24 protein-coding genes and 2 pseudogenes are annotated in these 25,528 nt (G+C 37.2%); 17 read left to right on the top strand and 9 right to left on the bottom strand.

Translation table 11 applies throughout. The annotated features are described in order from the left end of the window. Positions 1-410 precede the first annotated feature (410 nt). From JCM12304_RS02530 to JCM12304_RS02550, 5 genes and pseudogenes are all read left to right on the top strand, one after another. Positions 411-1,262 carry a chemotaxis protein gene (locus JCM12304_RS02530; RefSeq protein ID WP_060678448.1) on the top strand — a complete coding sequence of 284 codons (852 nt, stop codon included), beginning with the start codon at positions 411-413 and terminating at the stop codon, positions 1,260-1,262. A gap of 36 nt (positions 1,263-1,298) precedes the next feature. Continuing rightward, positions 1,299-1,997, top strand: coding sequence for a ribose-5-phosphate isomerase RpiA (rpiA, locus tag JCM12304_RS02535; protein WP_060678449.1), 699 nt, complete (start codon positions 1,299-1,301; stop codon positions 1,995-1,997). A 161-nt stretch (positions 1,998-2,158) separates the two neighbouring features. Continuing rightward, positions 2,159-4,545: pseudogene (locus JCM12304_RS02540) on the top strand (penicillin acylase family protein). Between the two features lie 68 nt (positions 4,546-4,613). Then, entirely contained in the window at positions 4,614-4,883 is a 270-nt protein-coding gene (locus JCM12304_RS02545; RefSeq protein WP_019376000.1) for a YciI family protein, read from the top strand. 104 nt (positions 4,884-4,987) lie between these two features. Further along, complete coding sequence (locus JCM12304_RS02550; RefSeq protein WP_060678450.1) at positions 4,988-5,938, top strand: threonine ammonia-lyase; 951 nt, start codon at positions 4,988-4,990, stop codon at positions 5,936-5,938. 303 nt (positions 5,939-6,241) lie between these two features. Here JCM12304_RS02550 and glpT read toward each other — a convergent pair whose 3' ends face one another. After that, a complete protein-coding gene (glpT, locus tag JCM12304_RS02555; RefSeq protein ID WP_060678451.1) occupies positions 6,242-7,606 on the bottom strand; it encodes a glycerol-3-phosphate transporter in 1,365 nt (454 codons plus the stop codon). Positions 7,607-8,005: 399 nt separating this feature from the next. Between glpT and JCM12304_RS02560 the strand changes: the two genes are divergently transcribed. From JCM12304_RS02560 to JCM12304_RS02580, 5 genes are all read left to right on the top strand, one after another. Further along, a complete protein-coding gene (locus JCM12304_RS02560; RefSeq protein WP_060678452.1) occupies positions 8,006-9,616 on the top strand; it encodes an ATP-binding protein in 1,611 nt (536 codons plus the stop codon). Continuing rightward, positions 9,594-10,289 (top strand): response regulator, encoded by a 696-nt coding sequence (locus JCM12304_RS02565; protein WP_060678453.1) that lies wholly within the window; start codon positions 9,594-9,596, stop codon positions 10,287-10,289. Before JCM12304_RS02560 ends, JCM12304_RS02565 begins: the two co-directional genes overlap by 23 nt. Positions 10,290-10,465: 176 nt before the next feature. Next, positions 10,466-11,473, top strand: coding sequence for a tripartite tricarboxylate transporter substrate binding protein (locus JCM12304_RS02570; protein ID WP_019376006.1), 1,008 nt, complete (start codon positions 10,466-10,468; stop codon positions 11,471-11,473). 81 nt (positions 11,474-11,554) lie between these two features. After that, positions 11,555-12,013: a tripartite tricarboxylate transporter TctB family protein gene (locus JCM12304_RS02575; RefSeq protein WP_019376007.1), complete on the top strand. Its 459-nt coding sequence runs from the start codon at positions 11,555-11,557 to the stop codon at positions 12,011-12,013. Between the two features lie 12 nt (positions 12,014-12,025). Further along, positions 12,026-13,513 (top strand): tripartite tricarboxylate transporter permease, encoded by a 1,488-nt coding sequence (locus JCM12304_RS02580; protein ID WP_060678454.1) that lies wholly within the window; start codon positions 12,026-12,028, stop codon positions 13,511-13,513. 77 nt (positions 13,514-13,590) lie between these two features. Here JCM12304_RS02580 and JCM12304_RS02585 read toward each other — a convergent pair whose 3' ends face one another. Continuing rightward, positions 13,591-14,376, bottom strand: coding sequence for an HAD family hydrolase (locus tag JCM12304_RS02585; protein ID WP_060678455.1), 786 nt, complete (start codon positions 14,374-14,376; stop codon positions 13,591-13,593). Between the two features lie 105 nt (positions 14,377-14,481). Beyond that, positions 14,482-16,178: pseudogene (locus tag JCM12304_RS02590) on the bottom strand (M3 family oligoendopeptidase). Positions 16,179-16,329: 151 nt separating this feature from the next. On the opposite strand from JCM12304_RS02590, the gene JCM12304_RS02595 reads away from it, so the two are divergent. The 3 genes from JCM12304_RS02595 (at position 16,330) to JCM12304_RS02605 (ending at position 17,172) form a co-directional block, all read left to right on the top strand. Next, positions 16,330-16,560: a DUF2164 domain-containing protein gene (locus JCM12304_RS02595; RefSeq protein WP_019376011.1), complete on the top strand. Its 231-nt coding sequence runs from the start codon at positions 16,330-16,332 to the stop codon at positions 16,558-16,560. Positions 16,561-16,600: 40 nt separating this feature from the next. Next, the gene (locus JCM12304_RS02600) at positions 16,601-16,807 is read left to right on the top strand and encodes a YwbE family protein (protein ID WP_019376012.1); all 207 of its coding nucleotides are present in this window, start codon (positions 16,601-16,603) and stop codon (positions 16,805-16,807) included. A gap of 80 nt (positions 16,808-16,887) precedes the next feature. Next, the gene (locus tag JCM12304_RS02605) at positions 16,888-17,172 is read left to right on the top strand and encodes a hypothetical protein (protein ID WP_019376013.1); all 285 of its coding nucleotides are present in this window, start codon (positions 16,888-16,890) and stop codon (positions 17,170-17,172) included. Positions 17,173-17,302: 130 nt separating this feature from the next. On the opposite strand, the gene JCM12304_RS02610 is transcribed toward JCM12304_RS02605, so the two are convergent. Together JCM12304_RS02610 and JCM12304_RS02615 are read right to left on the bottom strand one after the other, a co-directional pair. Continuing rightward, a complete protein-coding gene (locus JCM12304_RS02610; RefSeq protein ID WP_060678456.1) occupies positions 17,303-18,160 on the bottom strand; it encodes a CvfB family protein in 858 nt (285 codons plus the stop codon). A gap of 508 nt (positions 18,161-18,668) precedes the next feature. Further along, a complete protein-coding gene (locus JCM12304_RS02615) occupies positions 18,669-18,878 on the bottom strand; it encodes a CsbD family protein (protein ID WP_060678457.1) in 210 nt (69 codons plus the stop codon). Between the two features lie 210 nt (positions 18,879-19,088). Here JCM12304_RS02615 and JCM12304_RS02620 point away from each other — a divergent pair, with 210 nt between their 5' ends. Next, positions 19,089-19,985 carry an AEC family transporter gene (locus JCM12304_RS02620; RefSeq protein WP_060678458.1) on the top strand — a complete coding sequence of 299 codons (897 nt, stop codon included), beginning with the start codon at positions 19,089-19,091 and terminating at the stop codon, positions 19,983-19,985. 320 nt (positions 19,986-20,305) lie between these two features. On the opposite strand, the gene ytaF is transcribed toward JCM12304_RS02620, so the two are convergent. Next, a complete protein-coding gene (ytaF, locus tag JCM12304_RS02625; RefSeq protein WP_060678459.1) occupies positions 20,306-20,911 on the bottom strand; it encodes a sporulation membrane protein YtaF in 606 nt (201 codons plus the stop codon). 180 nt (positions 20,912-21,091) lie between these two features. Here ytaF and JCM12304_RS02630 point away from each other — a divergent pair, with 180 nt between their 5' ends. Further along, positions 21,092-23,257, top strand: a complete 2,166-nt coding sequence (locus tag JCM12304_RS02630; protein ID WP_060678460.1) for a DNA topoisomerase III — start codon at positions 21,092-21,094, stop codon at positions 23,255-23,257. A gap of 57 nt (positions 23,258-23,314) precedes the next feature. Here the strand turns inward: JCM12304_RS02630 and JCM12304_RS02635 are convergent, their stop codons facing one another. Together JCM12304_RS02635 and JCM12304_RS02640 are read right to left on the bottom strand one after the other, a co-directional pair. Then, entirely contained in the window at positions 23,315-23,797 is a 483-nt protein-coding gene (locus JCM12304_RS02635; RefSeq protein WP_060678461.1) for a hypothetical protein, read from the bottom strand. Between the two features lie 43 nt (positions 23,798-23,840). Then, on the bottom strand, positions 23,841-24,038 hold the full coding sequence (locus tag JCM12304_RS02640) for a DUF2188 domain-containing protein (RefSeq protein ID WP_019376020.1): 198 nt from the start codon (positions 24,036-24,038) through the stop codon (positions 23,841-23,843). A 102-nt stretch (positions 24,039-24,140) separates the two neighbouring features. Between JCM12304_RS02640 and JCM12304_RS02645 the strand changes: the two genes are divergently transcribed. After that, on the top strand, positions 24,141-24,467 hold the full coding sequence (locus JCM12304_RS02645; protein WP_060678462.1) for a CHY zinc finger protein: 327 nt from the start codon (positions 24,141-24,143) through the stop codon (positions 24,465-24,467). A gap of 109 nt (positions 24,468-24,576) precedes the next feature. Then, positions 24,577-24,816, top strand: coding sequence for a DUF362 domain-containing protein (locus JCM12304_RS02650; RefSeq protein ID WP_019376022.1), 240 nt, complete (start codon positions 24,577-24,579; stop codon positions 24,814-24,816). Positions 24,817-25,345: 529 nt separating this feature from the next. Here the strand turns inward: JCM12304_RS02650 and JCM12304_RS19855 are convergent. Further along, positions 25,346-25,480 carry a hypothetical protein gene (locus tag JCM12304_RS19855; RefSeq protein WP_019376023.1) on the bottom strand — a complete coding sequence of 45 codons (135 nt, stop codon included), beginning with the start codon at positions 25,478-25,480 and terminating at the stop codon, positions 25,346-25,348. Positions 25,481-25,528: the final 48 nt, after the last annotated feature.

Consider the following 25,528-nt stretch of genomic DNA (forward strand, 5'->3'; position numbering starts at 1 on the left):
TAAAGTGGTTAGATATTAACCCGTTATTTATGGTTTAAAGCAGATACAAATTGATTTCCACTGGAGAGGGATACTTTCACACCTCCGGGTACAAGTGCGGCATCTGTTCGTTACCTCACAGTGTCTTCTTTGCCGCCCGGCATGGCTTCGGCCGAGGCTCGCAGGCCGCCCGCGGAAAGCGTAATATTTTCCCGTAGCGAGATTAGAAAATCATATCCACTACGTCGCAGTTTCCTCCAACTATGAATGCACAAAATACGATTTTATCCCAACATTTGCAGTAGAACCGATTTTAACAGTGTATTTTCTATGAAAATATCACATACAACTCGAATGGGAATTTTTCCTCTTATAATACAAACTGGTTTCAATTAAGATAAAGATAAGTTATAACAGGATGGAGGGAGAAGATGACTCAGAAAATAGCGGTTGCAATTATACATGGCGCCGGTACTCCGAAAAAGAGCTTTGCTGGTAAATTAATTAATCAAATCTCAGAGCAATTTTCTAAGCAACTATTTATTCAAGACGCCGTAGATCAACTCGTTTTTGAACCAGTATATTGGTCATCCATATTTGCTGATGAGCAGGAAAAGCTTTGGGAAAAGATGCATAAATCCTCAGAATTAGACTTCCCTTTATTAAGAAGATTTGTCATTGAATTTCTTGGAGACGCTGTTGCATACCAACCAACTACGTTAAAAAACCAAAATTATGACCGGGTGCATGCCCTAGTAGCAAAATCAATGAATAGACTAAGAGAAAAAGCTGGCCCAAATGCCCCGCTGTGTGTAATAAGTCATAGCTTGGGGACAGTAGTGGCAAGCAATTATTTTTATGATTTGCAATATAGAAGAATGAATATGGGGAAAAAGACAATTGATTGTACAAGTTTAAATCCATTAGAGCAATGTGAAACTTTGACATTGTTTTATACACTGGGAAGCCCCCTGGCATTATGGTCACTTCGCTATATGGATTACGGTTCTCCAGTAAAGGTTCCTGCAACAAGGATGCTAGAACAATATCCTCATCTCCAGGGAGAGTGGCTTAATTTCTATGATAAAGATGATGTACTTGCATTCCCGTTGAAAATGGTGAGTGAAGGATATAATAAAGCAGTAACAAAAGATGTCGCAGTGAATGCAGGTGGGATATTAACAAGCTGGAATCCTTTATCCCATAATCAATACGATGTGGAAAAAGAGGTTATTCAACCAATCGTAAAGGGGCTAATTAAAACCTGGGAGGCTGTTAATTAATAGGAAACGTATTTGTAAATGAAAGGATTGAATTAGATGAAAATAAATCAGGAAGAATTAAAAAAAGCTGCTGGTGAGGCATCAATAAAGTATGTCGAAGATGGAATTAAGATTGGACTTGGCTCAGGGTCTACCGTCTACTGGCTGATACAAGCACTTGGTCAATACATTAAAGATGGTGGAAAAATAGAGGGTATACCCTCTTCGGAACAAACGCAACGATGGGCGGCGGAGGCAGGCGTTCCTCTTACAACCTTTTCTAAGGTGGAACAACTGGATGTAACTATTGATGGGGCAGACGAAGTGGATAAGAATTTACAACTCATAAAGGGTGGTGGCGGTGCGCTATTCAGAGAAAAAATAATTGCTGCTGCAGCTAAAACATTAATCATAATTGTTGATGAAACTAAAAAGGTGAAACAATTAGGTCGGTTTCCATTGCCCGTAGAAGTATTGCCATTTGGTTGGGAGGTTACTGCAAATCGTATTTCTAAGCTTGGAGGAAAACCTGAACTTCGAAAAAAAGATGGTGATATATACAGAAGCGATAATGGCAACTATATCCTAGACTGTAGTTTTTCATATATCGCAGATCCAGCAATACTGGAATTCCAACTAAAGAACATCGTTGGAGTAGTGGAAACAGGATTATTTGTTAATATGGCGGATAAAGTAATTGTAGGAAAAACGGATGGGCTTGAAGTTATTGAAAAGAAGCGTGAGGGGGAAGGTTGAAAAATTCTCCTTGCTCCTGATTCATTTAAGTGGAGCCTCATTTGAATAGAGAGTAGTAACCACTACTATAGAATTATGGTGAAATTCAATAACTCCCAGCAGGATTCCAACTTATTTTGAAGAAATAATAAACGAAGTAATAGAAAATAGGGGGAATTTAATTGGGAGAGCAAGCATATGAGTTAAAGCATGAGAAAAAGAGAAAAGTAACTAAGAAGAAAGTTATATTACTAACAATTGGAGCTCTAGTGATTATCCTTGTAGGTTTATTCGTTTTTGTAAACGCATTCATTAATAGATCTATGCCTCAACTGGAGGGACAAATTAAACTTCCAATCTTAAAGGAAGAAGTTACAGTAATTACAGATTCCAATGGTGTGCCTCATATTAAGGCAGCAAACAATCATGATCTTTTTATTGCTCAGGGATATATGCAAGCACAGAATCGCATGTTTCAGATGGAGATGTCCAGAAGGCAGGCATCTGGTACGCTAAGTGAAATTGTTGGAGAAAAAGCAATTAATACAGATAAATATTTTCGTACGCTTGGTTTGCGACGAGCCGCTGAGAAATCTTATGCTATTTACTCCGAAGAGTCCAAGGAAGTTCTTCAATATTTTGCAGATGGTGTTAATGCTTATATACATGACGCAATTGAAGGCAACAGTCTACCCATCGAATTTACCTAATGGGGGCGAAACCAGCAGATTGGACTCCGCTAGATTCCTTAACAATTGGTAAATATATGGCTTTTGATTTAGGTGGTCATTGGGAACGTCAAGCCTTTAATTATTACTTGCTTGAAGAGTTTGACGATGAGAAAGCAATGGAGCTTTTCCCACATTATCCGGAAGAGAAGCCGACAATTATTCAACAAGGAGAAATCGACATTGCCAGCAGCTTTGAAAATGCAATTATTCCAAACACGTTTAACGGCAGCAACAATTGGGTGGTAAGTGGGAAAAAGACAGCAAGCGGTTTGCCGTTATTGGCTGATGATCCCCATTTAGGATTGGCGACTCCGTCCATTTGGTTACAAATGCATTTGGAAACAGAGGATTTGAATGTTAGTGGGGTTATTTTTGCAGGCGTCCCAGGGATTATACTTGGTCATAATGATCATATCGCTTGGGGAGTAACTAATGTCGGCCCAGATGTCCAGCAGCTTTATCTGGAAAAGCGTAATCCGGAACATCCAGATGAATTTTTATTTGAAGGGAAATGGGAGAAGGCGGAAATTATTGATGAACCTATTGAAGTAGCAGACAAAGCAGCGGTAAACTTTCAAGTAACAGAGACACGTCATGGGCCTGTAGTATCTGAGTTTGCTGAAGATAGTGGAAAGGATGCCGTTTTGTCTTTACGTTGGACTGCGTTAGACCCGACTACTGAGTTGGAGGCAATATTGGAAATAAATAAGGCAGAAAACTGGAATCAATTTGAAAAAGGGTTGGAAAAATTTCTCGCACCTGCTCAGAATTTTGTTTTTGCTTCTAATGACGGAACAATAGCATATAAAGCAAATGGTAATATTCCTATTTATGAATCCGGTGATGATGCACTACTGCCTCTTCCAGGTTGGGAGAAGGGCAAGGAATGGAAGGGATTTATACCGTTTGATGAATTACCAACAGTAATAAACCCTGATAAAGGTTATATTGCAACGGCGAATAATAAAATAGTGGGAGATGATTATCCATATCATATTAGCAATGTGTGGGCACAGCCGTACCGTTATGAGCGGATAGCTGAAGTATTAGAAACAAATAAGCCATTAACTGCTAAAGATATGAAGGATTTACAAATGGATGCAACAAACCTGCAGGCGCGAGAATTTTTGCCTGTTTTTTCCGAGGTGTTAAAAGATTCAAACTTAACTAAAGAAGAAGAACAGGCGATGGCTATACTGAAAGACTGGAATTATATTGATGCTAAAGAACTGAGTCAACCACTGATTTTCCATAGATGGATAGAGGAGATAGAGAAACAAATTTATGAAAAAGATATTCCTGACACGATGATGGGAATGTTTGGTGCTAAAGGACAAACAACAGATGAACTTCTTCGAAAAGCATACAATGGAGATGGATCCATTTGGATTGAACAAGCCGGTGGATTGAAGGAAGTGTTGCATGTTTCATTGAAAAATGCCCTAACGGATTTAAAGGATAAGTTTGGAAATGATATTACAAAATGGACGTGGGGAGATTTTCATAAAGTACAATTTAATCATCCTCTATCTGGTATTCATCCTGTATTATCCTATTTCTTTAATAATACAGATTCTATGCCCGTAGATGGAAGTTCTGTAACACCAATGGCTGCAGCTTATGATGCGGAGGATGGTGAAGTAGATCATGGAGCTTCTTGGAGATTCGTTATCGACACAAATGATATGCAGACAGGTCATCATATTGTAGGTCCAGGTCAATTTGGTCATTTTAAAAGCAAGTGGTATGACGATCAAATGGATGATTGGGTAGATGGGAATTATCATGAGACGGCATTAAATGAAACAGAAGGCTTGGAATTAAAATTAGTACCTTAAAATGAGCAGTCCACGAAAATTACGTTATACTAAAATAGTAAATTGGTTAAGAGAAAGGAAGCGTGTAAATGAAATATTTTGCTGTATTTTTACCAATGCTGGATGAAGAAAAGAGTAAGCACTATCGACCAGATCACTTGAGTTATTTGGAGGAAAAAAGCAACGAAGGAAAGATATTTGCTAAGGGACGTTTTACTGATGGGACAGGAGGTTTAGTCATCTATAAAGCGGATGACCTTTCCGAAGTGGAAGAAATGGCTAAATTGGATCCTTATGTAGCAAAAGGTGCAAGAAACTATGAAATCCGTGAATGGGATATGGTCGTAACGAAGTCATAAGATGATAGTTTTTAGTTTGTATTATCTTAGTACAATACGTAGAAATTTATAATGTTATCTGTAGCTCTTTTAAAGTAGATGAGATTTATGAAAGGGGGACCTACATGATTACAGTACAAAAAATATTCGAAGCGAGAGATCAAATAAAAGATATAGTTAAAGAAACACCGATTTTTCAATCTACGTTGCTTTCTGATTTAGCTGGCAACAAGCTTTTCTTTAAAGCAGAGCATCTTCAACGTACAGGATCTTTTAAAATTAGAGGCGCAACGAACAAAGTAATGCAGGTGGCGAAAAATGGGGCCACATTTGTCACGGCAGCCTCTTCAGGAAACCATGGGCAGGCAGTGGCTTATATTTCCAATAAGGTTGGAATCAAAGCAACCATTGTTGTGCCAGAAGATGCTATATCAAGTAAGATAAAGGCAATTCAAGCTTATCATGGGAGCATAGAGACATGTGGTACTACTTCTGCTGAAAGATTGCCAAGGGCCAAACAGCTTGCAAATGAGAATGAGGGTGTTTTTATCCCCCCATATGATGATCCGTATATTATTGCTGGTCAAGGCACCATCGGATTGGAAATTCTAGAACAACTTGATTCTGTAGATGTAATTGTGGTACCGATTGGTGGCGGGGGGTTAATTTCTGGTATACTATCCGCGATCAAAGAGGTGAAGCCATCCATTCAGATAATCGGGGTAGAACCGGAAACTGCTAATGATACGTTGTTGTCCTTGAAAAAGGGAGAAATTGTTGCCATTCAGCAAACCAAAACGATTGCTGATGGCTTAAGGACAAGCCAACCAGGAAGCTTAACATTTCCAATTGTACAAAAATATATTGATGACATCGTTACAGTTAGTGAACAAGAAATCCAAGAGGCGCTCTTTCTTATGCTGGAGCGAACGAAGCAGATAATAGAACCATCTAGTGCTACGTCAGTTGCTGCTGTTCTGAATGACAAATTAAATGTACGAGATAAAAATATTGTTTGTGTTTTATCAGGAGGAAATGTGGATGTGCGCACCTTGTCCTCAATTTTTAATAGATAATATAAAATAGGTTCCTCTACAAAATTTGGGAGAATTTGCTTGAGGATTCATATTTAGAGGAAAATGCGAAGTAGAGTGGAGACAATCAGCAGTAGAGCGAGATAATCCGCCGGAGAGCGAAAGATTCCGCAGTACCTATTTATGAATTAATATATAGGTTTTACTATACAATATTTTCCGAATCATTGAAGACCCCCAACAAATATAAGAACCATAAAATAAAACTACCTGCCATTGTGGAATGGCAGGTAGTTTGTCTTTACATAATTTTCGAGGATGTTCAGTCCTCAAAATTAGCCTGAATTAGTGATTTTTTACAACTTCTTGGCCTCGGACGTTCCAAGTGATTGCAAACAACACTACTGCGAGCGCACAAGAAACTGTTAATAGCATAAACCCAGCATCCCAGCTATAGTGCTGAACCACAAATCCCATAATCGCATTTGCTGATACAGCACCACCAATATAACCAAAGAAGCCAGTTAATCCAGCAGCAGTACCAGCAGCTTTTTTAGGTACAAAATCGAGAGCTTGTAACCCAATTAGCATAACAGGACCATAAATTAAGAAACCAATGGCAATTAATGCAATATTGTCAACAAGTGGGTTACCGGCAGGGTTGAACCAGTACACAAGAACTGCGACTAACACACCAAGCATAAATACAACACCAGCAGGCCCGCGACGACCTTTAAAAACTTTATCGGAAATATAACCACATAATAGTGTACCAGGAATACCTGCCCACTCATACAGGAAGTAGGCAATTCCGGATTCGCTCATATTAAAGCCTTTTTCTTCACTTAAATAGGTAGGTGCCCAATCCAAGACACCGTAACGTACAAAATAAACAAAAATATTAGCGATAGCAATAGCCCAAACCCATTTATTATTAAGTACATATTTAAAGAGAATTTCTTTTGTAGTTAATTCTGTTTCAAATGTTTTTTTGGATTTACTTGGATAGTCATCCCGATGTTCTTCAATTGGAGGCAAGCCTACTGATTGCGGAGTATCGCGAATCAATGCAAAAGCGATAATTGCAATTACGACAGCGACTAACGCTGGTAAAATGAAGACCCCTTCATATCCAATGAATGTTGCTCCAAAATAGGTTGTTGCAAGTGAAACACCACCAATAGCCAATGGAGCCATAAGTCCACCACCGACATTGTGAGCTACGTTCCAAATAGCGGTTTTACCACCACGTTCACTCACACTAAACCAATGCACAAGAACACGTCCAGAAGGTGGCCAACCCATCCCTTGAACCCAGCCATTAAGAAAGAGCATAATAAACATGATCGTAATGGTTGAAGTAAAGAAGGGGACAAATCCCATTAATAAATTTATAATTGCCGACAAAATTAAACCAGTGACTAGAAAAACTCTAGCATTACTTCGATCCGAGATCGTTGCCATAACAAATTTACTTATTCCATAGGCAATGGAAATGGCGGATAAAGCTACACCTAATTCTCCCTTTGAAAAACCTTCTTCTGTAAGGTAAGGCATAGCGAGTGAAAAGTTCTTCCGAATTAAATAATAAGCTGCGTAGCCAATGAAAATCCCCATAAAGACTTGGAATCTAAGTTTTTTATACTCAGCATCTATCTTTTCTTCTGGTAATCTTTCTTTAGCTGGAGCAGGTTTAAAGAAATTTAACATAAAAGCTCCTCCTTGTTGTATATGAAAAATAGAAAACAAAATCCCATTAATATAATGGTTAGCTGCCCCTCCTTCGTTATTAAAGCTAAAGTTACTAGGTAAGCAGACGCGATTTCACACAAAAAGTCCATACTAAAACATATACATCCCAAAAGGAAGGTATATAAATTAGTATGGTCTCCTCATCTCCGCTACCTCTTAACTTGTAAAATTAAGAATATATGATTATTTGAAAATTGTCAACGCATACATGAAAAAAGTATAAAAAGTAATAGAGTAGATTTCAGAATACATGAATTTATTGGTTATACTAAAAAATCAGTCTATAAATCTATAAAAGCTTGCACTATACTGTATGTAGAGCCATAAAATATCCAGGTTATAGAAAGGTTTTGTTGAATGAGAAAAATCTCTTTACAAACAAAGATACTAGTCCTCATAATTAGTCTGATTTTATTTGTTATTATCGCTGTTACAGCAATTAATGGCTTTCTTGAGTCTAAAGAAGTAGAGGAACAAATGGGTGAAAGAGCTCTACAGGCTGCTAGAACGATCTCTTTCATGCCTTCAGTTAGAAATGCACTCCAAGGTCAACAGCCGGAAATAATTGTTCAATCGATTGCAGATGAAGTGAAAAAGTTTACTGGAGCTGAATTTGTGGTGGTTGGAAATAGTGAGAGTATTAGGGTTGCTCATCCTGACCCGCAAAAAATAGGAAGGAAAATGGTGGGAGGAGATAATGATAAAGCTTTAATTGAAGGTAAATATTACATTTCTAAGGCTGTTGGAAGTCTTGGCCCGTCACTAAGAGGAAAAGCTCCTGTATTTAATGATGCAGGCGATATTATTGGAATAGTCTCCGTAGGGTTTTTGGTTAAAGATATAAAGTCGACGATTGCTAGCAAGCTACTTACATTAAGTGGAATATCTTCTATCGTTCTTCTAATTGGTGTGGTTGGTGGGATCTTACTTGCAAAGGATATCCGAAATGATACGTTAGGTTTAGAGCCACACCAAATATCTTCTTTGTATAGAGACCGTGAAGCAATTCTTTCTTCAGTGAAGGAAGGTATAGTAGCAATAGATGAACAAGGAAGGATTAATTTATTAAATGATTCTGCTCGTAAACTTTTAGATCTGCAAGGAGATTTACTCACGAAGAAGATTGAAGAAGTATTTCCTAATACAAAAATGTACGAAGTATTATCAACTGGTCAGGTAATGATTGATGAAGAAATGGTATTAAACCATCGACCGGTCATTGTAAATAGGACCCCCATTTATGAAAATAAACGGGTAGTAGGTGTTGTATCGAGTTTTCGTGATAAAACGGAATTAAATGAAATGATTAACACATTGTCTGAGGTAAAGAAATACTCTGAGGATTTAAGAGCACAAACACATGAGTATACAAACAAGCTATATGTATTATCAGGATTACTGCAGCTTGGCTATTATGATGAGGCGATTGAACTTATTCAAACTGAATCACAAATGAATGTAACTAAAAATCGAATATTGCTTCAACAGATAAGAGACCGAACCGTCCAAGCAATTTTATTAGGGAAATTAGGTAAGGCATCTGAGAAAAAAATTGATCTTATTATCGATGATGAAAGTTATCTTGAGACATTGCCAGTACAGTTAAGTGTATCAAAATTAATTACTATATTGGGGAATCTTATTGATAATGCATTTGAAGCTGTGGAAGCAACGTTAGAAAAGAAAGTGACCTTTTTTACTACAGATGCCGGAGAAGATATTATCTTTGAAATAGCTGATAGTGGAACTGGTATACGAGAGGATATGTTACATACGATATTTGACCAGGGTTTTACAACAAAAACAAAAGAAGATAGAGGATATGGTCTTTATATCGTTAAAAAAACGATAATTGAACTTGACGGCCAAATAGAAGTATTGAATCAGGAAAATGGGGGAGCAATTTTTACAGTATTTATACCTAAACAGAGAGGAGGGCTAAACGATGATTCAAGTATTGATAGCTGAAGATGATTTTCGTATCGCGAATATTCATGAAAAGTTTTTAGAAAAAATTACTGGCCTCCAGGTTATCGGAAAGGCACTAAATGGAAAAGAAACGTTAGATTTTGTCAGTAAACAGGAAGTAGATTTACTACTACTGGATATTTACATGCCAGATCTGCAGGGCAATGAAATGATTCGTGATTTAAGAAAAATAAATCCTGAACTGGATATTATTATTATCTCCGCTGCTGCAGAAAAAGAGATCGTTGAAGAATCTATTCGAAATGGAGTGTTTGATTACATTTTAAAGCCAGTAAAAATAAATCAATTTTTAGAGACGATAGAACGCTATAAAACGATGAAAGGAAGAATAGCAAATCAGGAGGAGATTGATCAATCCTTCCTTGATGAATTACTCGGCAAACAAAAGCTAATGTTAGAAGAAGAAGGTACGCCAAAAGGTATTGATCCATTAACCTTAAAAAAGGTAGAGGAGATTATGGAAGCATTTGGTGAAGGACTAACCGCAGAAGAAACCGGGAAAAAAATAGGTGTGTCTAGAACAACTGCTAGAAGGTATCTTGAATATTTAATATCAGTAGGCTGTGTTACTGCTGAGTTGGAATACGGTATTGTTGGTAGGCCAGAACGAAAATATCATTATAACAAAATAAAAAAAAGTAAGAACGTCTAGAGATAAATCAATCTCTAGACGTTTTTCTATCTATAATAATGAAAATTAATTCGATCTCGTGAACAAAATGAACAAAATAGACATAAAAAACATTGTAAACTTTATTTTGGTAACGGTTACAAATCAGAAAAATTAAACTACATTTATGTTACTAAAGAAAAGAGGGGGAGTTATTTTTGAGAAAATTACTGTTTGTGTTCATACTATTTTGTTTTGTACTCGTTACAACAGCGTGTGCGTCTGAATCAAAAGAAACAAGCGGAACAGATGAAAAAAATTGGGAGCCTGAAAAACCAATCGAGTTAGTTGCACCGGCTGGTGCTGGTGGTGGTTGGGATACTACTGCAAGAATGGCAGCAAAAGTCTTTAATGAAACGGGTATCATAGAACAGGATATTGGAGTTGTAAATAAGCCCGGAGGTGGAGGCGCGGTAGGTTGGGCCTATGTAGCAGGCCATGATGCCAGTCCTTATAATCTATTCGTAGCTTCACCTCCAATTGTACTTATTCCTTTGAATGGACAGTCAGAATATGGACATGAAGATTTTACACCACTTGCTAATATGATTGCTGATTATGCAGCATTTGCTGTGGCTAAAGATGCAAAATGGGACAATTTAAATGAGTTATTTGAAGATATGAAGAAAGACCCTGAAAGCATTACCGTTGTCGGAACTTCTTCACCTGGAAGTATGGATCATATACAGTTTGTTCAAATAGCTAAAGCAGCTGGGGTAGATATTTCAAAAATAAAATATGTGTCTGATCAGGATGGTGTAGGTCTTACCCAACTACTCAATGGTAGCGTAGATGTATTTTCAACAGGAGTATCTGAAACTGTAGAGCAAGTAAAGGCAGGGACAATCAAAGTGTTAGGCGTAACGTCTGAAGAAAGACTGGAAGGAGAAGTATTGGAAGATTTCCCTACCGCAAAGGAGCAAGGAATAGATGCAACGTTTGTTAACTGGAGAGGCTTCTTTGGTCCGCCTAACATGGATGAGAACGCAATAAAATATTATGAGGAAAAGTTTAAGAAATTAAGTGAATCAGAGGAGTTTGCTGAAATTCGTAAACAATATGGTTGGGATGAAATGTATATGAATAGTGAAGAATATAAAACATTTTTAGATAAGCAAAAAGAAGAAATCAAAACATTGTTGGATGAATTAAATCTTTCTAAATAAGCAGAAGAGGAGAAGTTAATGGATACCTCATTAACTTCCCTTTGTTTTTAACAAGAAGAAAAATTTAGAGGTGGTGTGATTATGCTAAATACATTAAACAAACGAGTCAGCTGTGTGCTTCTTCTCTTAGCTATCGGATACCTTGTGCTCGCATACCAGTTGCCAACTTACCCCTATACTCCGGTTGATGCTGATGTTATTCCAAAAGGACTTGGTTTCTTATTAGTGGGTTTAGCAATATGTCTCTATTTTGCAAAGGACTCAGAGACACAGGAACAAAAAGCTAGAAGGAATATTCCCAGAAAAGATATTGGTGCTTTGTTAGCCGTGTTTGCCTTCGTTTTTCTTTATATTACGCTTTTAGAAATACTGGGTTTTGTTGTAACTACAGCTATTTTTATTTTCTTTTGTTCTTTATTTTTAGGTTATAGAAAGCATATTACCAATCTAATTGTTGCCATTCTATTTCCCTTATTCATGTACATTACATTTACACAATTTCTGAAAATCAGTTTACCACCAGGCATATTACCATTTTAGAGGAGGCAGAAAATGGGTTCAATTGAAGGAATTATGACAGGTTTTCAAGTTGCTTTCAGCATGCAGGGAATTTTATATGTATTAATTGGCGTCTTTGTAGGGACGTTTATTGGTATGATGCCAGGACTCGGGCCAATTAGTGCTATTGCAGTAATGATTCCAATTACTTTTGGGATGGACCCTACCTCAGCATTGGTAATGATGGCGGGTGTCTACTATGGGGCCATTTTTGGGGGCTCTACCTCTTCCATCTTATTAAATGCTCCTGGGGTATCTGGAACAGTAGCTACATCATTTGATGGTTACCCGATGGCACAGCAGGGGAAGGCTGGAAAAGCTTTAGCGATTGCAGCTATATCATCCTTTGTTGGTGGGACTGTGAGTGTCGTGTTATTAATGTTACTTGCTCCCGTACTATCAAGTGTTGCTATTTCCTTTGGTCCACCAGCATATTTTGCGTTAATGTTTATGGGACTAACTGCAATAACTAGTCTATCTGAAGGCTCAACAATTAAAGCATTAATATCTGCAGTGGTTGGTTTTATGGTTGTGACAATTGGTATTGATGCACAAACAGGAACGCAACGTTTTACCTTTGGAAATGTGAATTTACTAGAAGGATTGGATTTTCTAGTCATTGCATTAGGCTTGTTTGCATTAGCAGAAGTTTGCTCACTAGTTATTAACCGAAAAGATTTATCGATGGAAAATGCTCATAAACTGGGCAGCTTACGAATAACTAAAAAAGAGTTTAAAGAAATGAGCGGACCAATGACGCGTCAGTCCTTTCTTGGTTTCATACTCGGGGTGCTACCAGGTGCTGGAGCCACGATAGCTTCTTTTATTGCATACATAACTGAAAAGAAAATAGCAAAGCACCCAGAGGAGTTTGGAAAAGGATCTATAAAAGGAGTGGCAGCACCAGAAACAGCAAATAATGCTGCTACAAGCGGTGCATTTGTTCCACTATTAAGTTTAGGTATACCAGGTTCAGGAACTACTGCTGTAATGCTTGGCGCATTTCTAGTTTTAGGAGTACAGCCTGGTCCTTTGCTAATGACAGATCGGCCGGAGATATTCTGGGGCATCATTGCAAGTATGTACATTGGTAACGTGTTTTTACTGATTCTAAATTTGCCGTTAATACCTTATATTGCTAAGGTACTTAAGATTCCGCGCCCGCTACTGATATCTCTTGTCATTATGTTTAGTATTATAGGTGTTTATGCTATCAGTTTTAATACATTTGATCTGTATATGCTATTATTATTTGGTGTAGTTGGGTTTATAATGAGGCTTTATGCTTTTCCGGCTCCGCCATTTATTTTAGCGTTCATTCTTGGAGGAATGATGGAGCAAGCCTTTAGACAATCATTAACAATTTCTAATGGAAGTCTATTTATTTTCGTACAAGAACCAATTGCACTTACTTTACTTATCATCGCTTTCTTATCTTTTATTTTTCCATTAATAAAGCTACTAAGAAAGCGTCAAGCATAGTGGTTTAGTTAAATAATGTAAATAAAAAAGGTATTGACCCAAACAGGATCAATACCTTTTCATTTTTTTCACATTTACTATTTTACTAAGCCCAATTTTCTTAAACCGTTGTATATTCCTGAATCCGTCACTGCAGTAGTTTGATGTTTGGCGTATTCGACTAAATCCGGGTGTCCGTCGCTCATTGCAAAACCTTCCCCAACTGCCATTAACATTTCTTTGTCATTCATTCCATCTCCAAACGCGATGGCTTTCTCCCGGGGGATTTCTAATCTGTCGAGTAATTTTTTTACTGCTTCGCCTTTGTTAACTTGATTACGAATAATGTCATAGCTGTTCTGTGCCCCATCAACATTGACAGGAGAAAGCCTTATATCAGGTTCTATCTCATAATTTTGAGCTTGACCTTCACTAACATTAATCACCGTTGCTCCTAATATATCACTCGAGACTCCATCATGATAAGTATCATTTTTCACTAGTTGAAATGTTTCAATGAATTTCTGTACGACTTCTTTTTCCAAGGAAGTAAAATAATTCTTATCCCTGGAGTAGAGTACCATATCATGTTGAAGCTCTTCGGATATTTGGAGGAATTCCTCTACAGACTTTCTTCGCATTGGTTCATTTATAATTGTTTCATTTTGATAAACAGCAAATGCTCCATTATAGCCAATATAGGAACTTATCTCCAAATCACGTGCCAGCTTTTCTACTTCGTGAAGTGGTCTGCCAGTTGCCAGGAATACCTCAATACCTTGATCTTTCACTTGTTTAATCGCATTTTTGGTAGTTGTTTCATAGGTGTGATCTGGTTTTAGTATGGTTCCATCTATATCTAAAAAAAGTATTTTATACGTCATTCTTGTAGCTCCTTTACCTGTTGGATATAGAAAAAGTCTAGCACAATAAACATATAAATGCAGGTAAAACAAAAAGCAGCCACTCAGGACTGCTTTGTTTATCGATTATAGAGATGTATCATCCACTTGATCGAGCCATTCCTCAATAGTTTGAACAACTGCTTCTATGGTTCCTTCTTTAAAAGGTGACTGAAGGTTTGCTGATTCCAATAAACCCAGGAAGGATTTAGATCCACCTAATTTACATAGTTTTAAATAATCCTCCCAAGCTTCCTGATAATTTTCTTGCGATCGTTTCCAAAATTGGAAGGCGCAGATCTGAGCAAGAGTATAATCAATATAATAAAAAGGTACCTCGTAAATATGTCCTTGCGTTGCCAGAAGCCACCTGCTGCTAAGTAAGCATTGTTGTCATATTCTCTATGAGGAAGGTAAATTTCCTCAAGCTTTTTCCAAGCTTTTTTTCGATCAGATGGTGTCCATTCCGGATTTTCATAAACTTGATGTTGAAATTCATCTACTGCTACACCATAAGGGATAAACTGCAATCCATCTGCCAGATGAGTATATTTATATTTGTCTGTTTCCTCTTTGAAAAAAAGTTCCATCCATGGCCATGTGAAGAACTCCATACTCATAGAGTGAATCTCTGCAGATTCGTAGGTTGGCCAAATGTATTCCGGTATACCAATATTTCTGCTGGAATAAACTTGAAATGCGTGGCCAGCCTCATGTGTTAGTACATCAACATCACCTGAGGTACCATTAAAGTTGGCAAAAATAAATGGTGCTTGATAATCCTCAACAAATGTACAATATCCACCTGCCTCTTTTCCCTTTTTGGCTTCCAAATCCATGAGATTGCGATCTAGCATATACTGGAAGAAGTCTTTAGTTTCAAGAGAAAGTTCTTCGTACATTTTTTTTCCGTTTTCAATAATCCATTGAGGGTCGCCTTTAGGCTTTGCATTTCCACCCTTAAATTTAAAGTTTTCATCATGGAATTTTAGTGTGTTTACACCAATCCGTTTTTTCTGTTTTTCATAAAGCTTACTTACCAGCGGAACAATTACTTCTCGAACTTGTTTTCTGAACTTCTCAACCATGGTTGTATCATAGTCAACACGTAACATCCGAATATATCCAAGTTCTATGAAATTCTTATAGCCTAGCGTTGTAGCAATTTTATGCCTGATCTTAACAAGCTTGTCATATAAATCATCAAATTCTCCTTGGTGTTTTTCAAAAAAACCTGTACTAGCTTGAATAGCCTTTTTCCGGGTTTCCCGATCCTGGTCTTGGGCAAAAGGTGAAAGCTGTGCTAAAGTATAAACTTCACCTTGAAATTCTACCTGAGCAGATGCAACCAGTTTTGCATATGCAGATGTTAATTTATTTTCCTCCTTTAGCAGTTGGATAACTTCTTCGGAAAAAGCTTTGATGGTGTAATCAGCAATATCGAATAATTGCTTTCCCCATTTTTTTTCTAATTCAAGTCGAAAAGGAGATTTAATAAGCTCTTTATAAAAAGCAGTATGTAAAGCGGTTATTTCCGGATCAATGTCATCAAAAAAATCCCTTTCCTTTTGGTAAAACTCATCATTCGTATCAATAGAAGAACGTATATAGACGATATTGAAAAGGCTTGATAGTCTATTTCGCTGTTCATTTATCTTTTCAATTGCCTTATTCGCTTCAGAAACGGATGAGGCCTTCCTGAAATTAGCAAGAAATTTATAAAAAAGCTCCTGTTCCTTTTTTATGTCTGGCCTTACATATACAAAGTTTTCAAATGTCTTCATCGTGTTCCTCCTTTTGTACTTAAATAAAATATTTCGACATAATAGTGATAACTCCTTTTAATTGTATGAAAAAAAGGCGTATTCGCCAAACGATTAACGGTAATGTATGATAAACTGTGATTATTAGTATATTAAAAGAAAGGTCGATTATATGAACTCAAAATTTGAAATTACTAAAGAACAGAAAGAAGAAATGGCTGGTCATATTCAAGCTTATTTTGAACAAGAGCGCGGAGAGGATATAGGAAATTTAGCAGCGTTAATGTTTCTTGATTTCTTTATGGATAAATTAGCACCAGTTTTTTATAATCTTGGGGTAGAGGATTCTCATACGTATATGACAGAGAAATTAGATGATTTGTTTGCAATTCAAAAAGTTTAAAAAGGTATAGGTGCATTGTTAAGTAAAGGAGAATTAATTTATGGTAGTAGATGGAAGGTACCGTGAAAACATCCATCCAGACATGGAAGTGGAAATCGTATTAAAAAAAGACCAACGTACGGGGAAATTGACAAGCGGAGTTGTAAAGGATTTACTAACAAATTCGTCTTATCATCCTCACGGCATTAAAGTACGCCTCACAGATGGACAAGTAGGAAGAGTGTATACGAATACGTCTATTGTGTGAAAATACCTTTGTGCAATTGACTTTAATGTGCTTCAATTGTAGACTATATATAGCACTATATTAATTTATGAGGTGAAAGTATGGCTAGTTCAGTAATCATTATTGGCGCAATCTTGGCAGCAATAGTTATCATTGTGAATTTGGTTGTCTCCAAGGCCACATCAAAAGAAAAGTTCACAGGTTACTTTCCTAGTGTAATTGTAGCTTTGGCTGGTTTCGCATTCCTATTCATGGCACCAATTGTTGAAAAAGTTGACATGATGGGTGCCGGCTATGGAGGCTGGGGAATTGCCTGCCTGTTTGCAGCTGCCCTTGGTTTTATAATTACATCCCTTGTGGAATCTTATGCCAATGTAAAAGCGTAAGATAAACAGAAAAAAGAGCGAGATTATCGCTCTTTTTTTGTTTAGTAACACTTGGAATAGGAAACTTATTTAGCAGTAGTCGAACAAGTTCATTAGCTCATGCTAGATGAAGAATAAGTAATATAAAAGACTATTTCAGGTACGTCTGTCCCTCTCTTTGTTCTACCTTGCCTTCCTTCATCAGCTTTCCAAGTGCACGTTTAAACGCAGATTTACTAATATTAAAGGTGCCAAGGATATCCTCGGGATCACTTTTATCACTAAAAGGAATTACGCCTCCACTGGTTTCTAAATGTGTTAGAATTGCGTCAGCATCATCGCCCATACTATGTTGTTTTAAAGGTCGAAGTGAGATGTTTAGGGTTCCGTCAGGTTTAACCTCAATTATGCGCCCACGTACATATTCGCCAAGACGCGGTTCTGTTTTACGCTCTGTATGATGAATAAATCCACGATAACTGTGCTCTGTGATTATTGCGGCACCCTCTCTGCTTGTGTGATAAACAGTACCGTTGACTGGCTGATTTAATAATTCTGCATCCTGTGTAAATTCAAATTTACGAAAGATTATTCCTTCTGATGCTGGTATGGCAAGTAACCGATCCTTTTGGTCTTTTCCAAGTGTAACATAGAGTCGGTCTCCAGTTTGTGGCCATACATTTTCAAACAGTGGAAGATCATCCTTGGATACCAGTATTTCTTTTGTTGTGCCAATATCAACAAAAACACCAAGGTTTGGAACTACTTCTACAACTTCAGCCCAGTCATATATGTCCATTTGAATGTTAGGTAATTTTGTTGTTGCAATCTTATTCCCTTTTTTATCGACATATAAAAAGACGTTAACTTTTTGGTCTGCTTCCAGTTCCATATCACTTTCATTGTGATGGAGTAAAACTTCCTCCGTTTCTTTTTTTAATACATAGCCGGTTTCAATTTTTCTGTCCACTATCATTGTTTGAATGGTACCTACTTGTAATGAATTCATTTTAATAACCTTCTTTCTATTGGAAAAGGGGCACTCCTTATTAAGAGTACCCCTTTGATTTCTAAAGTAACACATAAGTTTTAATTTTATTTTTAGCCCGAAAGTTTCGGGTGGGAAATTCTATCTCAACTTTTATATATTCAGCATGTTTATCTAAGGAGTTAATACTCCGGATAAAATTTCGCTTAACCGCGGTACGTGTTCCACTGGGTGTTCTCTAACTTAAGCAACGTAAGCCCTACCTGCTCTTACGTCCTTGCGACCCCTTAGTCGCGCCAGTGTGAATAAGCATCATCAAAAACATTTTGCAGAATGCCAGATCACTTATTTGCTACTTCACTTTGTTAACTTAACTATATTCTCACAGAAACATTAATTTGTCAAATCCTTTAAGTTTTTTTCAGTTTATCTACATTATGAATGAGTGTAAGATATCAAAATATAGCTTGAGGTAAAAATAAAACACGTGCATGTGTATTGGGCACGTGTTAAATGTGAGGGAAATCCATTATTCATTCTTTGTTCTTTTTGCTTTTTCCTCATCAAACTTATTTTTCATTTCTCCAGCTTTATCCTTCATTTCTCCTTTTGCCTTGTCTTTTAACCCTTCAGCTTGCTTTCCTTTATCGTTGGCTGATTGTCCGTATTGGTCTTTTGCTTCACCTTTTATTTTATCGGCTGTACCTTCTGTCTTATAGTCAGTTCCATCTTTTTTCATTTTTATAAACCTCCTGTGAAATGTCTGATATATAAGGTCAATTCCCTGTGGTTTGTTCCAATAAACATGCCTATTTCTTTTGGTAACAATATTTAGGGGATAATGTACGAAGTAAGGGTCGTTTACAGCACCGGACAAGCTTTTTTAGACAAGAGGAAAAATAAATATGCTACAATTACTAAGAAGTTATACTAATTGGAGTTGTATTTCATGGGTTTGTTTTTTAATGTAATTATACCGATAATGGCTGTGTTTACCGCAGGGTATATTCTCCAGCGGATTCGTTTACTTGATGTAAAATCTGTATCTGCAGTATCTTTATACATATTATCCCCAGCTCTAGTCTTTACCTCTCTATATGAAGCAGAATTCGACAATAGTTACACAATCATCGCTGTCTACATGTTTGTCCTGTTTTTTACAATGGTCTTTTTAAATAAAGTGCTAGCCAAAATCTTAAAATGGAAGCCATCAGTGGAGAGTGCCTCGATACTTGCTACAGGTTTTATGAATTCGGGGAATTACGGTTTGCCTGTTGTTCTTTTTAGCGTTGGGGATGCGGCTCTGCCTTTCGCGATATTTATCATGGTTGTACAGGCATTGCAAAATAATTTTTTTGGAGTGTATTATGCTTCGAGGAGTACGAGTGGTGTTAAACGAGCAGTGAAAAACGTTTTGAAGATGCCGACTACATATGCCGCTATTCTTGCTTTTATCTTTCAGCAGTTACATATCTTGGTACCTGAATCTGTTCATTCTACCTTAACGATGGTAGGGGATGCTGCTATTCCTGTAATGATGATTATGCTTGGCATGCAATTAGCATCCATTACAGGTATCAGTTTGAATTGGCAGGTGATTATTTCAGCAGTCAGTTTAAAAATGGTTATCGCACCTCTAATTGCATTTGCTTTTGTAACAGTAGTAGACATGGATCCAGTCGTAGCCACTGTTCTAATAATTATTTCAGCTATGCCAACCGCAGCTACTACGACAATGTATGCAATAGAGTTTGATACAGAGCCTGAACTTGTTTCCAGTATTACGTTTATTGCAACGATATTCAGTATTCTGAGCTTAACAATCTTATTAAACATCGTGACATAAAACTGTAATGTTTTTCAGGGAGGAATGTTGGGTAAGTAATAGATATACGAAAAAGCTAACCCATAGTGACCTGAAAGGATGAAAAAATATGTTACGAACTATTTTAATGATAATAGGAGCAATTGTTGTAATAGGCTGGATTATTTCCATGCTATAAAAAAAGCCACGGACAGTTTATCTGTACCGTGGTTTTTTTCTTATTTAGCATACTACAAAATATAGAACCTGAGTCGTCCAGTTTCAAACCTCAATCAAGATTTTAATAATAACTTCCACGGGAAAGCTCCCCTTACACTTTATAATAGGGGAGCTACTCATGTCTAAACAATGATATTCAAAATACCAATTGTAATAAGAAGTACCGGGGGGATTACTGCCATGCGGCGCAATTTTTCATTTTTTGCTAAAATAATTCCTACGCGGATTCCTGAAAAAAGAAATATACCACTCATGCAAGCGATCAGAAAGGCGGTTATAACTGGTGAGTAGCCAAGCATAGAAGCACCTATACCAGCTCCAAGTGCATCCAGTGCAAGTGCTGCTCCAAGTAAAAAAGCTTCACCGGTAGATATAGTTCCTGATTGGTCAAGGTCTGCCGAATCGGGAGTGGATAAAACAGTCGTCAGGATATTTTTATTCTTACCTTTCTCATCGTTATTTTTACCTATGCTGTTCCACAAGGAGAATAGCCCTAACGCAACTAAAATACTACCTCCTAAAAATTTCCCAGCAGTAGGTGTGAACCAGGAACTTATAACATTTCCTATGGTCATTGAAATTACGACAATTACACCAGAACATATCATAATGATGAACAAAGCAGGGAAGGGGACACGAATATTTCTCATGCCATAAGTGATGCCGACTCCAAAGCCATCCAAGCTTACAGCTATGACAAGTAGTAATAGTCCTGTATAAAACAGCATAGCATCAAATCCTTTACTTCAACTCTGAATATAGTTTATGGAAAATTGAAGTGCTTTGTGCTTGGAATAATCTTAAGTTGGATGCAGGCCAATGCAAGAATATAGAGTAATATGGTAAAGTATGTATAAACGTCTTATGTTGGAATTATTTACGCCATTTTAATAGAGAGGATTTTATTAATGAGTAAAACAGTCGTATTGGCAGAAAAACCTTCTGTAGGTCGGGATATCGCACGTGTTCTAAATTGTGGTAAAAAAGGTAATGGCTTTATGGAGGGTTCTAATTATATTGTAACTTGGGCACTTGGGCATTTAGTTACTCTGGCTGATCCTGAAGTCTATGATGATAAATATAAAACATGGAAGCTGGAGGATTTACCAATGCTTCCCTCCAATCTAAAAACAGTTGTCATTAAGAAAACTGGAAAGCAATTTAGCACAGTGAAAACTCAATTGAATCGAAAGGATGTCAAAGAAATTGTTATAGCAACGGATGCGGGAAGGGAAGGAGAGCTCGTTGCTCGCTGGATCTTAGAAAAAGCAAGAGTAACAAAGCCTGTGAAACGTTTATGGATTTCCTCCGTTACTGATAAAGCAATAAAAGATGGCTTCAAACATCTGAAGTCTGGAAAAAAATATGAAAATCTTTTTGACGCGGCAGTAGCGCGCTCTGAAGCCGATTGGTATGTTGGTTTAAACGCAACACGAGCCCTTACAACCAAATTCAATGCACAACTCTCCAGTGGACGCGTTCAGACACCAACACTAGCTATAATAGCTACGAGAGAAAGAGAGATAAATCAATTTAAGCCGAGGAAATTTTATGGAGTGGAAGCTAATACAAATAAAGGCTTTAAACTAACTTGGCAGGATGCGAAAAATAATCGAAGAATTTTTTCCAAAGAGCAAGCAGAGAAGCTTTTACACGATTTGAAAAAACAACCAGCCAAAGTGACACATGTAGAAAAGACTTATAAGAAAAAATTTGCACCTCAACTTTATGATTTAACAGAGTTACAAAGAGATGCGAATAAAATTTTTAATTTCTCTGGAAAACAAACGCTTTCCATCATGCAAAAATTATATGAGCAACATAAAGTACTTACTTATCCACGAACAGATTCACGTGTTATTTCCAGTGATATTGTTCCAACTTTAAAAGATCGGTTGAGGGCATGTGGAGTGGATCAATATGCCAAATCAGCAGCAAAATTGCTCCGCAAGGATTTTAAGCTGACAAAGGCAGTGGTAGACAATGCCAAAGTCTCAGATCACCATGCTATTATTCCTACAGAACAACAGGTCATCTTGACTGATTTAGATGATAAGGAAAGAAAAATCTATGATTTGGTTGTTAAGAGATTCCTGGCTGTCTTATCTGATCCGTACGAATATGAGCAGACTACTATACATGCAGAAATTGGTAAGGAAAGTTTTGTTGCTAAGGGAAAAGTTGTTAAAAAGCAGGGCTGGAAAGAGATTTATGACAATAAATATGAAGATGATGAGTCAAATGACAATCAAACCCTTCCTACTATAGAAAAGGGAACCACGTTTACTGGATTGGCCTTAAACCTTACAGAAGGAGAAACAAAGCCACCGGAGCGTTTCACTGAAGGTGGACTTTTGCAAGCAATGGAAAACCCAGTGCGTTACATGGAAGATAAAAAGCTTGTAAAAACAATGAACCAAACTGGTGGCTTAGGTACGGTAGCCACTCGTGCTGATATTATTGAGAAGCTGTTTAATGGTATGTATATGGAACAAAAAGGTAAGTATATCTTTCTTACTTCAAAAGGTCGTCAGTTGCTTGACCTGGTTCCGGAAGATTTACGTTCACCAGCATTGACAGCTGAGTGGGAGCAGAAGTTAGGTATGATTGCGGAAGGGAAGCTAGAGAAGAAAAAGTTTATAAGCGAAATGAAAATATATGCTAAAGAGGTAGTAGAAGAAATAAAGGGCAGTGATGAGAAATTTAAGCATGATAATATTACAGGAACGAAATGCCCGGATTGTGGCAAGTTAATGTTGGAAATCAAAAATAGAAATGGAAGAATGCTTGTCTGTCAAGATCGTGCTTGTGGCCATAAGAAAAACATAGCAAAGGTCACCAATGCTCGCTGTCCTAATTGTCATAAACGTTTAGAGCTCCGTGGTGAAGGTGAGGGCCAAATGTTTATATGCAAGTGTGGCCATCGAGAGAAATTGTCTACATTTAATGAGCGAAAACAGCGCGAGAAAAAACATAAAGTATCAAAGAAAGATGTTAATAAATATTTAAAGAAACAAGATGATGGATTTAAAAATAACGCGCTCGCTGAGCAATTGGCTAAATTGAAAAAATAGATTTACAAAATAAAGAGCTGCAAACATCCTCCTTTGAGTGTTTGCAGCTCTTTTCTCTTATTCGATAGCGTCATTAATAACATGATGGTCTGTTTCTTTTGTTTTCTTAGATGCTTCTCCATTCGTGTCAGTAGAGGAATGCTTAAGTTCTTCTTTTGCCTTTTTCATATCATCACCAGCATCTTTTAATTCATCCTTCGCATCAGCAGCTGTTGCGGCAATGTCTTTCGTGTGATCAACAATATCTTCAGTCGTAGATTTAATATCCTTGCCTTGATTGTCTAATACATATTGCACTTTATTCAGTGCATTTTGGGCGTTTTCGACAACTGACTTAACTTTACTTACATATTCGTTCTTTTTTCCTTTTGGATCTTGTTTAATTTCATTTACATATTCGCCAGCAGTATTTTTTGCGTTTTTCGTTGTGTCTTTCATTTTATTTCTTGAATTAGAATTAATTAATAAATAAGATATTCCAGCAACTGCACCGACTCCAACAGCTATACCTACTTTATTGTCTTTAATTGTTTGTTTCATAAAAAATCACCTCTCCTATTTGGTTGTATAATTTAAACAGCTATTAATATCTTTTCTCTTCAACTACATTGTGGTGTTTATCTAGAATTTCTAATAAACTTGGACTGTTTTCCTTCGCCATTTGTTCTGCAGCTGCAATCGCATCATCTTTTGCATCGTATACTTCTTCCGGTGCCACGTCTTCCAATTTTACAAACCAACCAGTTACGTCTACATTCGGTGCTACACTATATTTTTTCATATGTCAAAACTCCTTTTGTCTATGTGTTTAGTTACTATTTACCCTACATGTAAAATATAAAACGTAACCGTTATAATAGAATCTAAGGAGGGAGGGAGAGAAATGGAAACACATGGTTTTCAAGTAAAAGGAGCTATTGATACTGAAACTCGTTGCAAGCATTATTATTCTGAGGCTGATCGCGTTGCTATAAAATTCTTTTGTTGTAATAGTTATTATCCATGTTATCAATGTCATAGAGAGTATGGTTGTGGACAAACTGCTTTGTGGCCAAAAGAAAAATTTGATGAGAAGGTAATATTATGCGGTAATTGCGGAGCTGAGTTGACTATAGATAATTATTTTGAAGCTGAGTCCGCCTGTCCTTTATGTAGAGCATCGTTTAACCCAGGGTGCAAATTACACAAACATCTTTATTTTTCCTCCTAAACATGAAAAATCGTTTAAGCTGTTTACTTGCAATGTCAATATCATGTATCATTAAATAATAGATAGGTAAAACTATCTTTGTTTAAGGATCAAGGGAGGTATAAGTAATATGGCTTTCGTTATTTTGGATCCATGCCGTGCTGAGAAATCCGGTGAGTGTGTGAGCGTGTGTCCAGTTGATTGCATAGAAGAGGGGAAAGATCAGTTTTACATAGATCCGGATATTTGTATTGACTGCGGAGCATGTAAAGCTGTTTGCCCGGTAGAGGCGATAGAAGAAGAATATGATCTTTCACCAGATCAAGAAGTTTTTCTTGAAAAAGCGGAAGAATTCTTTGCGAATAAATAGATACAGAGGAAAGGCCGTGGCAATCAGATGTGCCACGGCCTTTTCTTAGTGTTTCTAATAGGGTTATTCAATGAATTGCAATTCGCAATATAGATAAACTGCGACGTAACTTGGCAGTAGTTTATCTCATTTTAAGGAGATGAATGGACCCATTGATTTCCACTACAGGGGGACGCTTTCCGCCGGCATGGCTTCAGCCGCTTCCTCCGCTACGCTTCGTGCAGGGTCTTCAGCTCATGCTATTCCGGCAGGAGTCGCCCCCTTCCGCTTCAATCAATTGGTATGTGCTATTGATTAATTTGAGGTATTGAATAAGTAGCTCTTGTCTTTAATAGCTTTGAGATATACACCTTAGCGCAGTATTTTTCCGTAGCGGTGTTATTTAGCTATTTTATATTAATTGGGAAATAGGTTTTCACTACGACGCAGTTTTCTCCCACTGCGTGAAATACCTTGGTAAAAGAGCATTTGATTACTTATAGCCCGCAGCTGCTTTATAACAAATCTTTATCCTATAGTATGGGATTTTTTAATTTTCTACGCGTACGGCAAGCTTGCTCACAATCCAGCGCTTAGCTGTTTCCTCGTCAATTTCGTATACTTTACCAGCACGCAGTAATTCACCATGATAAGCGGTTTGGACGTTCATTTTTACTTTAACCATGTTGATAGGCTCCTTTATTTATGAATAATTTCAGTATACATGAAAATG

Origin of the sequence: Virgibacillus halodenitrificans JCM 12304, from assembly GCF_001310895.1 — a bacterium.
Taxonomy (GTDB): Bacteria; Bacillota; Bacilli; order Bacillales; family Amphibacillaceae; genus Virgibacillus_Q; species Virgibacillus_Q halodenitrificans.

Excerpts from the sequence above, each read along its gene's own strand:
- JCM12304_RS02630 (WP_060678460.1), top strand. The coding sequence starts at position 21,092 with ATGAGTAAAACAGTCGTATTGGCAGAAAAACCTTCTGTAGGTCGGGAT.
- JCM12304_RS02650 (WP_019376022.1), top strand. The coding sequence starts at position 24,577 with ATGGCTTTCGTTATTTTGGATCCATGCCGTGCTGAGAAATCCGGTGAG.
- JCM12304_RS02550 (WP_060678450.1), top strand. The coding sequence starts at position 4,988 with ATGATTACAGTACAAAAAATATTCGAAGCGAGAGATCAAATAAAAGAT.
- JCM12304_RS02545 (WP_019376000.1), top strand. The coding sequence starts at position 4,614 with ATGAAATATTTTGCTGTATTTTTACCAATGCTGGATGAAGAAAAGAGT.
- JCM12304_RS02565 (WP_060678453.1), top strand. The coding sequence starts at position 9,594 with ATGATTCAAGTATTGATAGCTGAAGATGATTTTCGTATCGCGAATATT.
- JCM12304_RS02530 (WP_060678448.1), top strand. The coding sequence starts at position 411 with ATGACTCAGAAAATAGCGGTTGCAATTATACATGGCGCCGGTACTCCG.
- glpT (WP_060678451.1), bottom strand. The coding sequence starts at position 7,606 with ATGTTAAATTTCTTTAAACCTGCTCCAGCTAAAGAAAGATTACCAGAA.
- JCM12304_RS02640 (WP_019376020.1), bottom strand. The coding sequence starts at position 24,038 with ATGAAAAAATATAGTGTAGCACCGAATGTAGACGTAACTGGTTGGTTT.
- JCM12304_RS02595 (WP_019376011.1), top strand. The coding sequence starts at position 16,330 with ATGAACTCAAAATTTGAAATTACTAAAGAACAGAAAGAAGAAATGGCT.
- JCM12304_RS02610 (WP_060678456.1), bottom strand. The coding sequence starts at position 18,160 with ATGAATTCATTACAAGTAGGTACCATTCAAACAATGATAGTGGACAGA.
- JCM12304_RS02560 (WP_060678452.1), top strand. The coding sequence starts at position 8,006 with ATGAGAAAAATCTCTTTACAAACAAAGATACTAGTCCTCATAATTAGT.
- JCM12304_RS02620 (WP_060678458.1), top strand. The coding sequence starts at position 19,089 with ATGGGTTTGTTTTTTAATGTAATTATACCGATAATGGCTGTGTTTACC.
- JCM12304_RS02600 (WP_019376012.1), top strand. The coding sequence starts at position 16,601 with ATGGTAGTAGATGGAAGGTACCGTGAAAACATCCATCCAGACATGGAA.
- rpiA (WP_060678449.1), top strand. The coding sequence starts at position 1,299 with ATGAAAATAAATCAGGAAGAATTAAAAAAAGCTGCTGGTGAGGCATCA.
- JCM12304_RS02575 (WP_019376007.1), top strand. The coding sequence starts at position 11,555 with ATGCTAAATACATTAAACAAACGAGTCAGCTGTGTGCTTCTTCTCTTA.
- JCM12304_RS02645 (WP_060678462.1), top strand. The coding sequence starts at position 24,141 with ATGGAAACACATGGTTTTCAAGTAAAAGGAGCTATTGATACTGAAACT.
- JCM12304_RS19855 (WP_019376023.1), bottom strand. The coding sequence starts at position 25,480 with ATGGTTAAAGTAAAAATGAACGTCCAAACCGCTTATCATGGTGAATTA.
- JCM12304_RS02580 (WP_060678454.1), top strand. The coding sequence starts at position 12,026 with ATGGGTTCAATTGAAGGAATTATGACAGGTTTTCAAGTTGCTTTCAGC.
- JCM12304_RS02605 (WP_019376013.1), top strand. The coding sequence starts at position 16,888 with ATGGCTAGTTCAGTAATCATTATTGGCGCAATCTTGGCAGCAATAGTT.
- JCM12304_RS02585 (WP_060678455.1), bottom strand. The coding sequence starts at position 14,376 with ATGACGTATAAAATACTTTTTTTAGATATAGATGGAACCATACTAAAA.
- JCM12304_RS02635 (WP_060678461.1), bottom strand. The coding sequence starts at position 23,797 with ATGAAACAAACAATTAAAGACAATAAAGTAGGTATAGCTGTTGGAGTC.
- JCM12304_RS02615 (WP_060678457.1), bottom strand. The coding sequence starts at position 18,878 with ATGAAAAAAGATGGAACTGACTATAAGACAGAAGGTACAGCCGATAAA.
- ytaF (WP_060678459.1), bottom strand. The coding sequence starts at position 20,911 with ATGCTGTTTTATACAGGACTATTACTACTTGTCATAGCTGTAAGCTTG.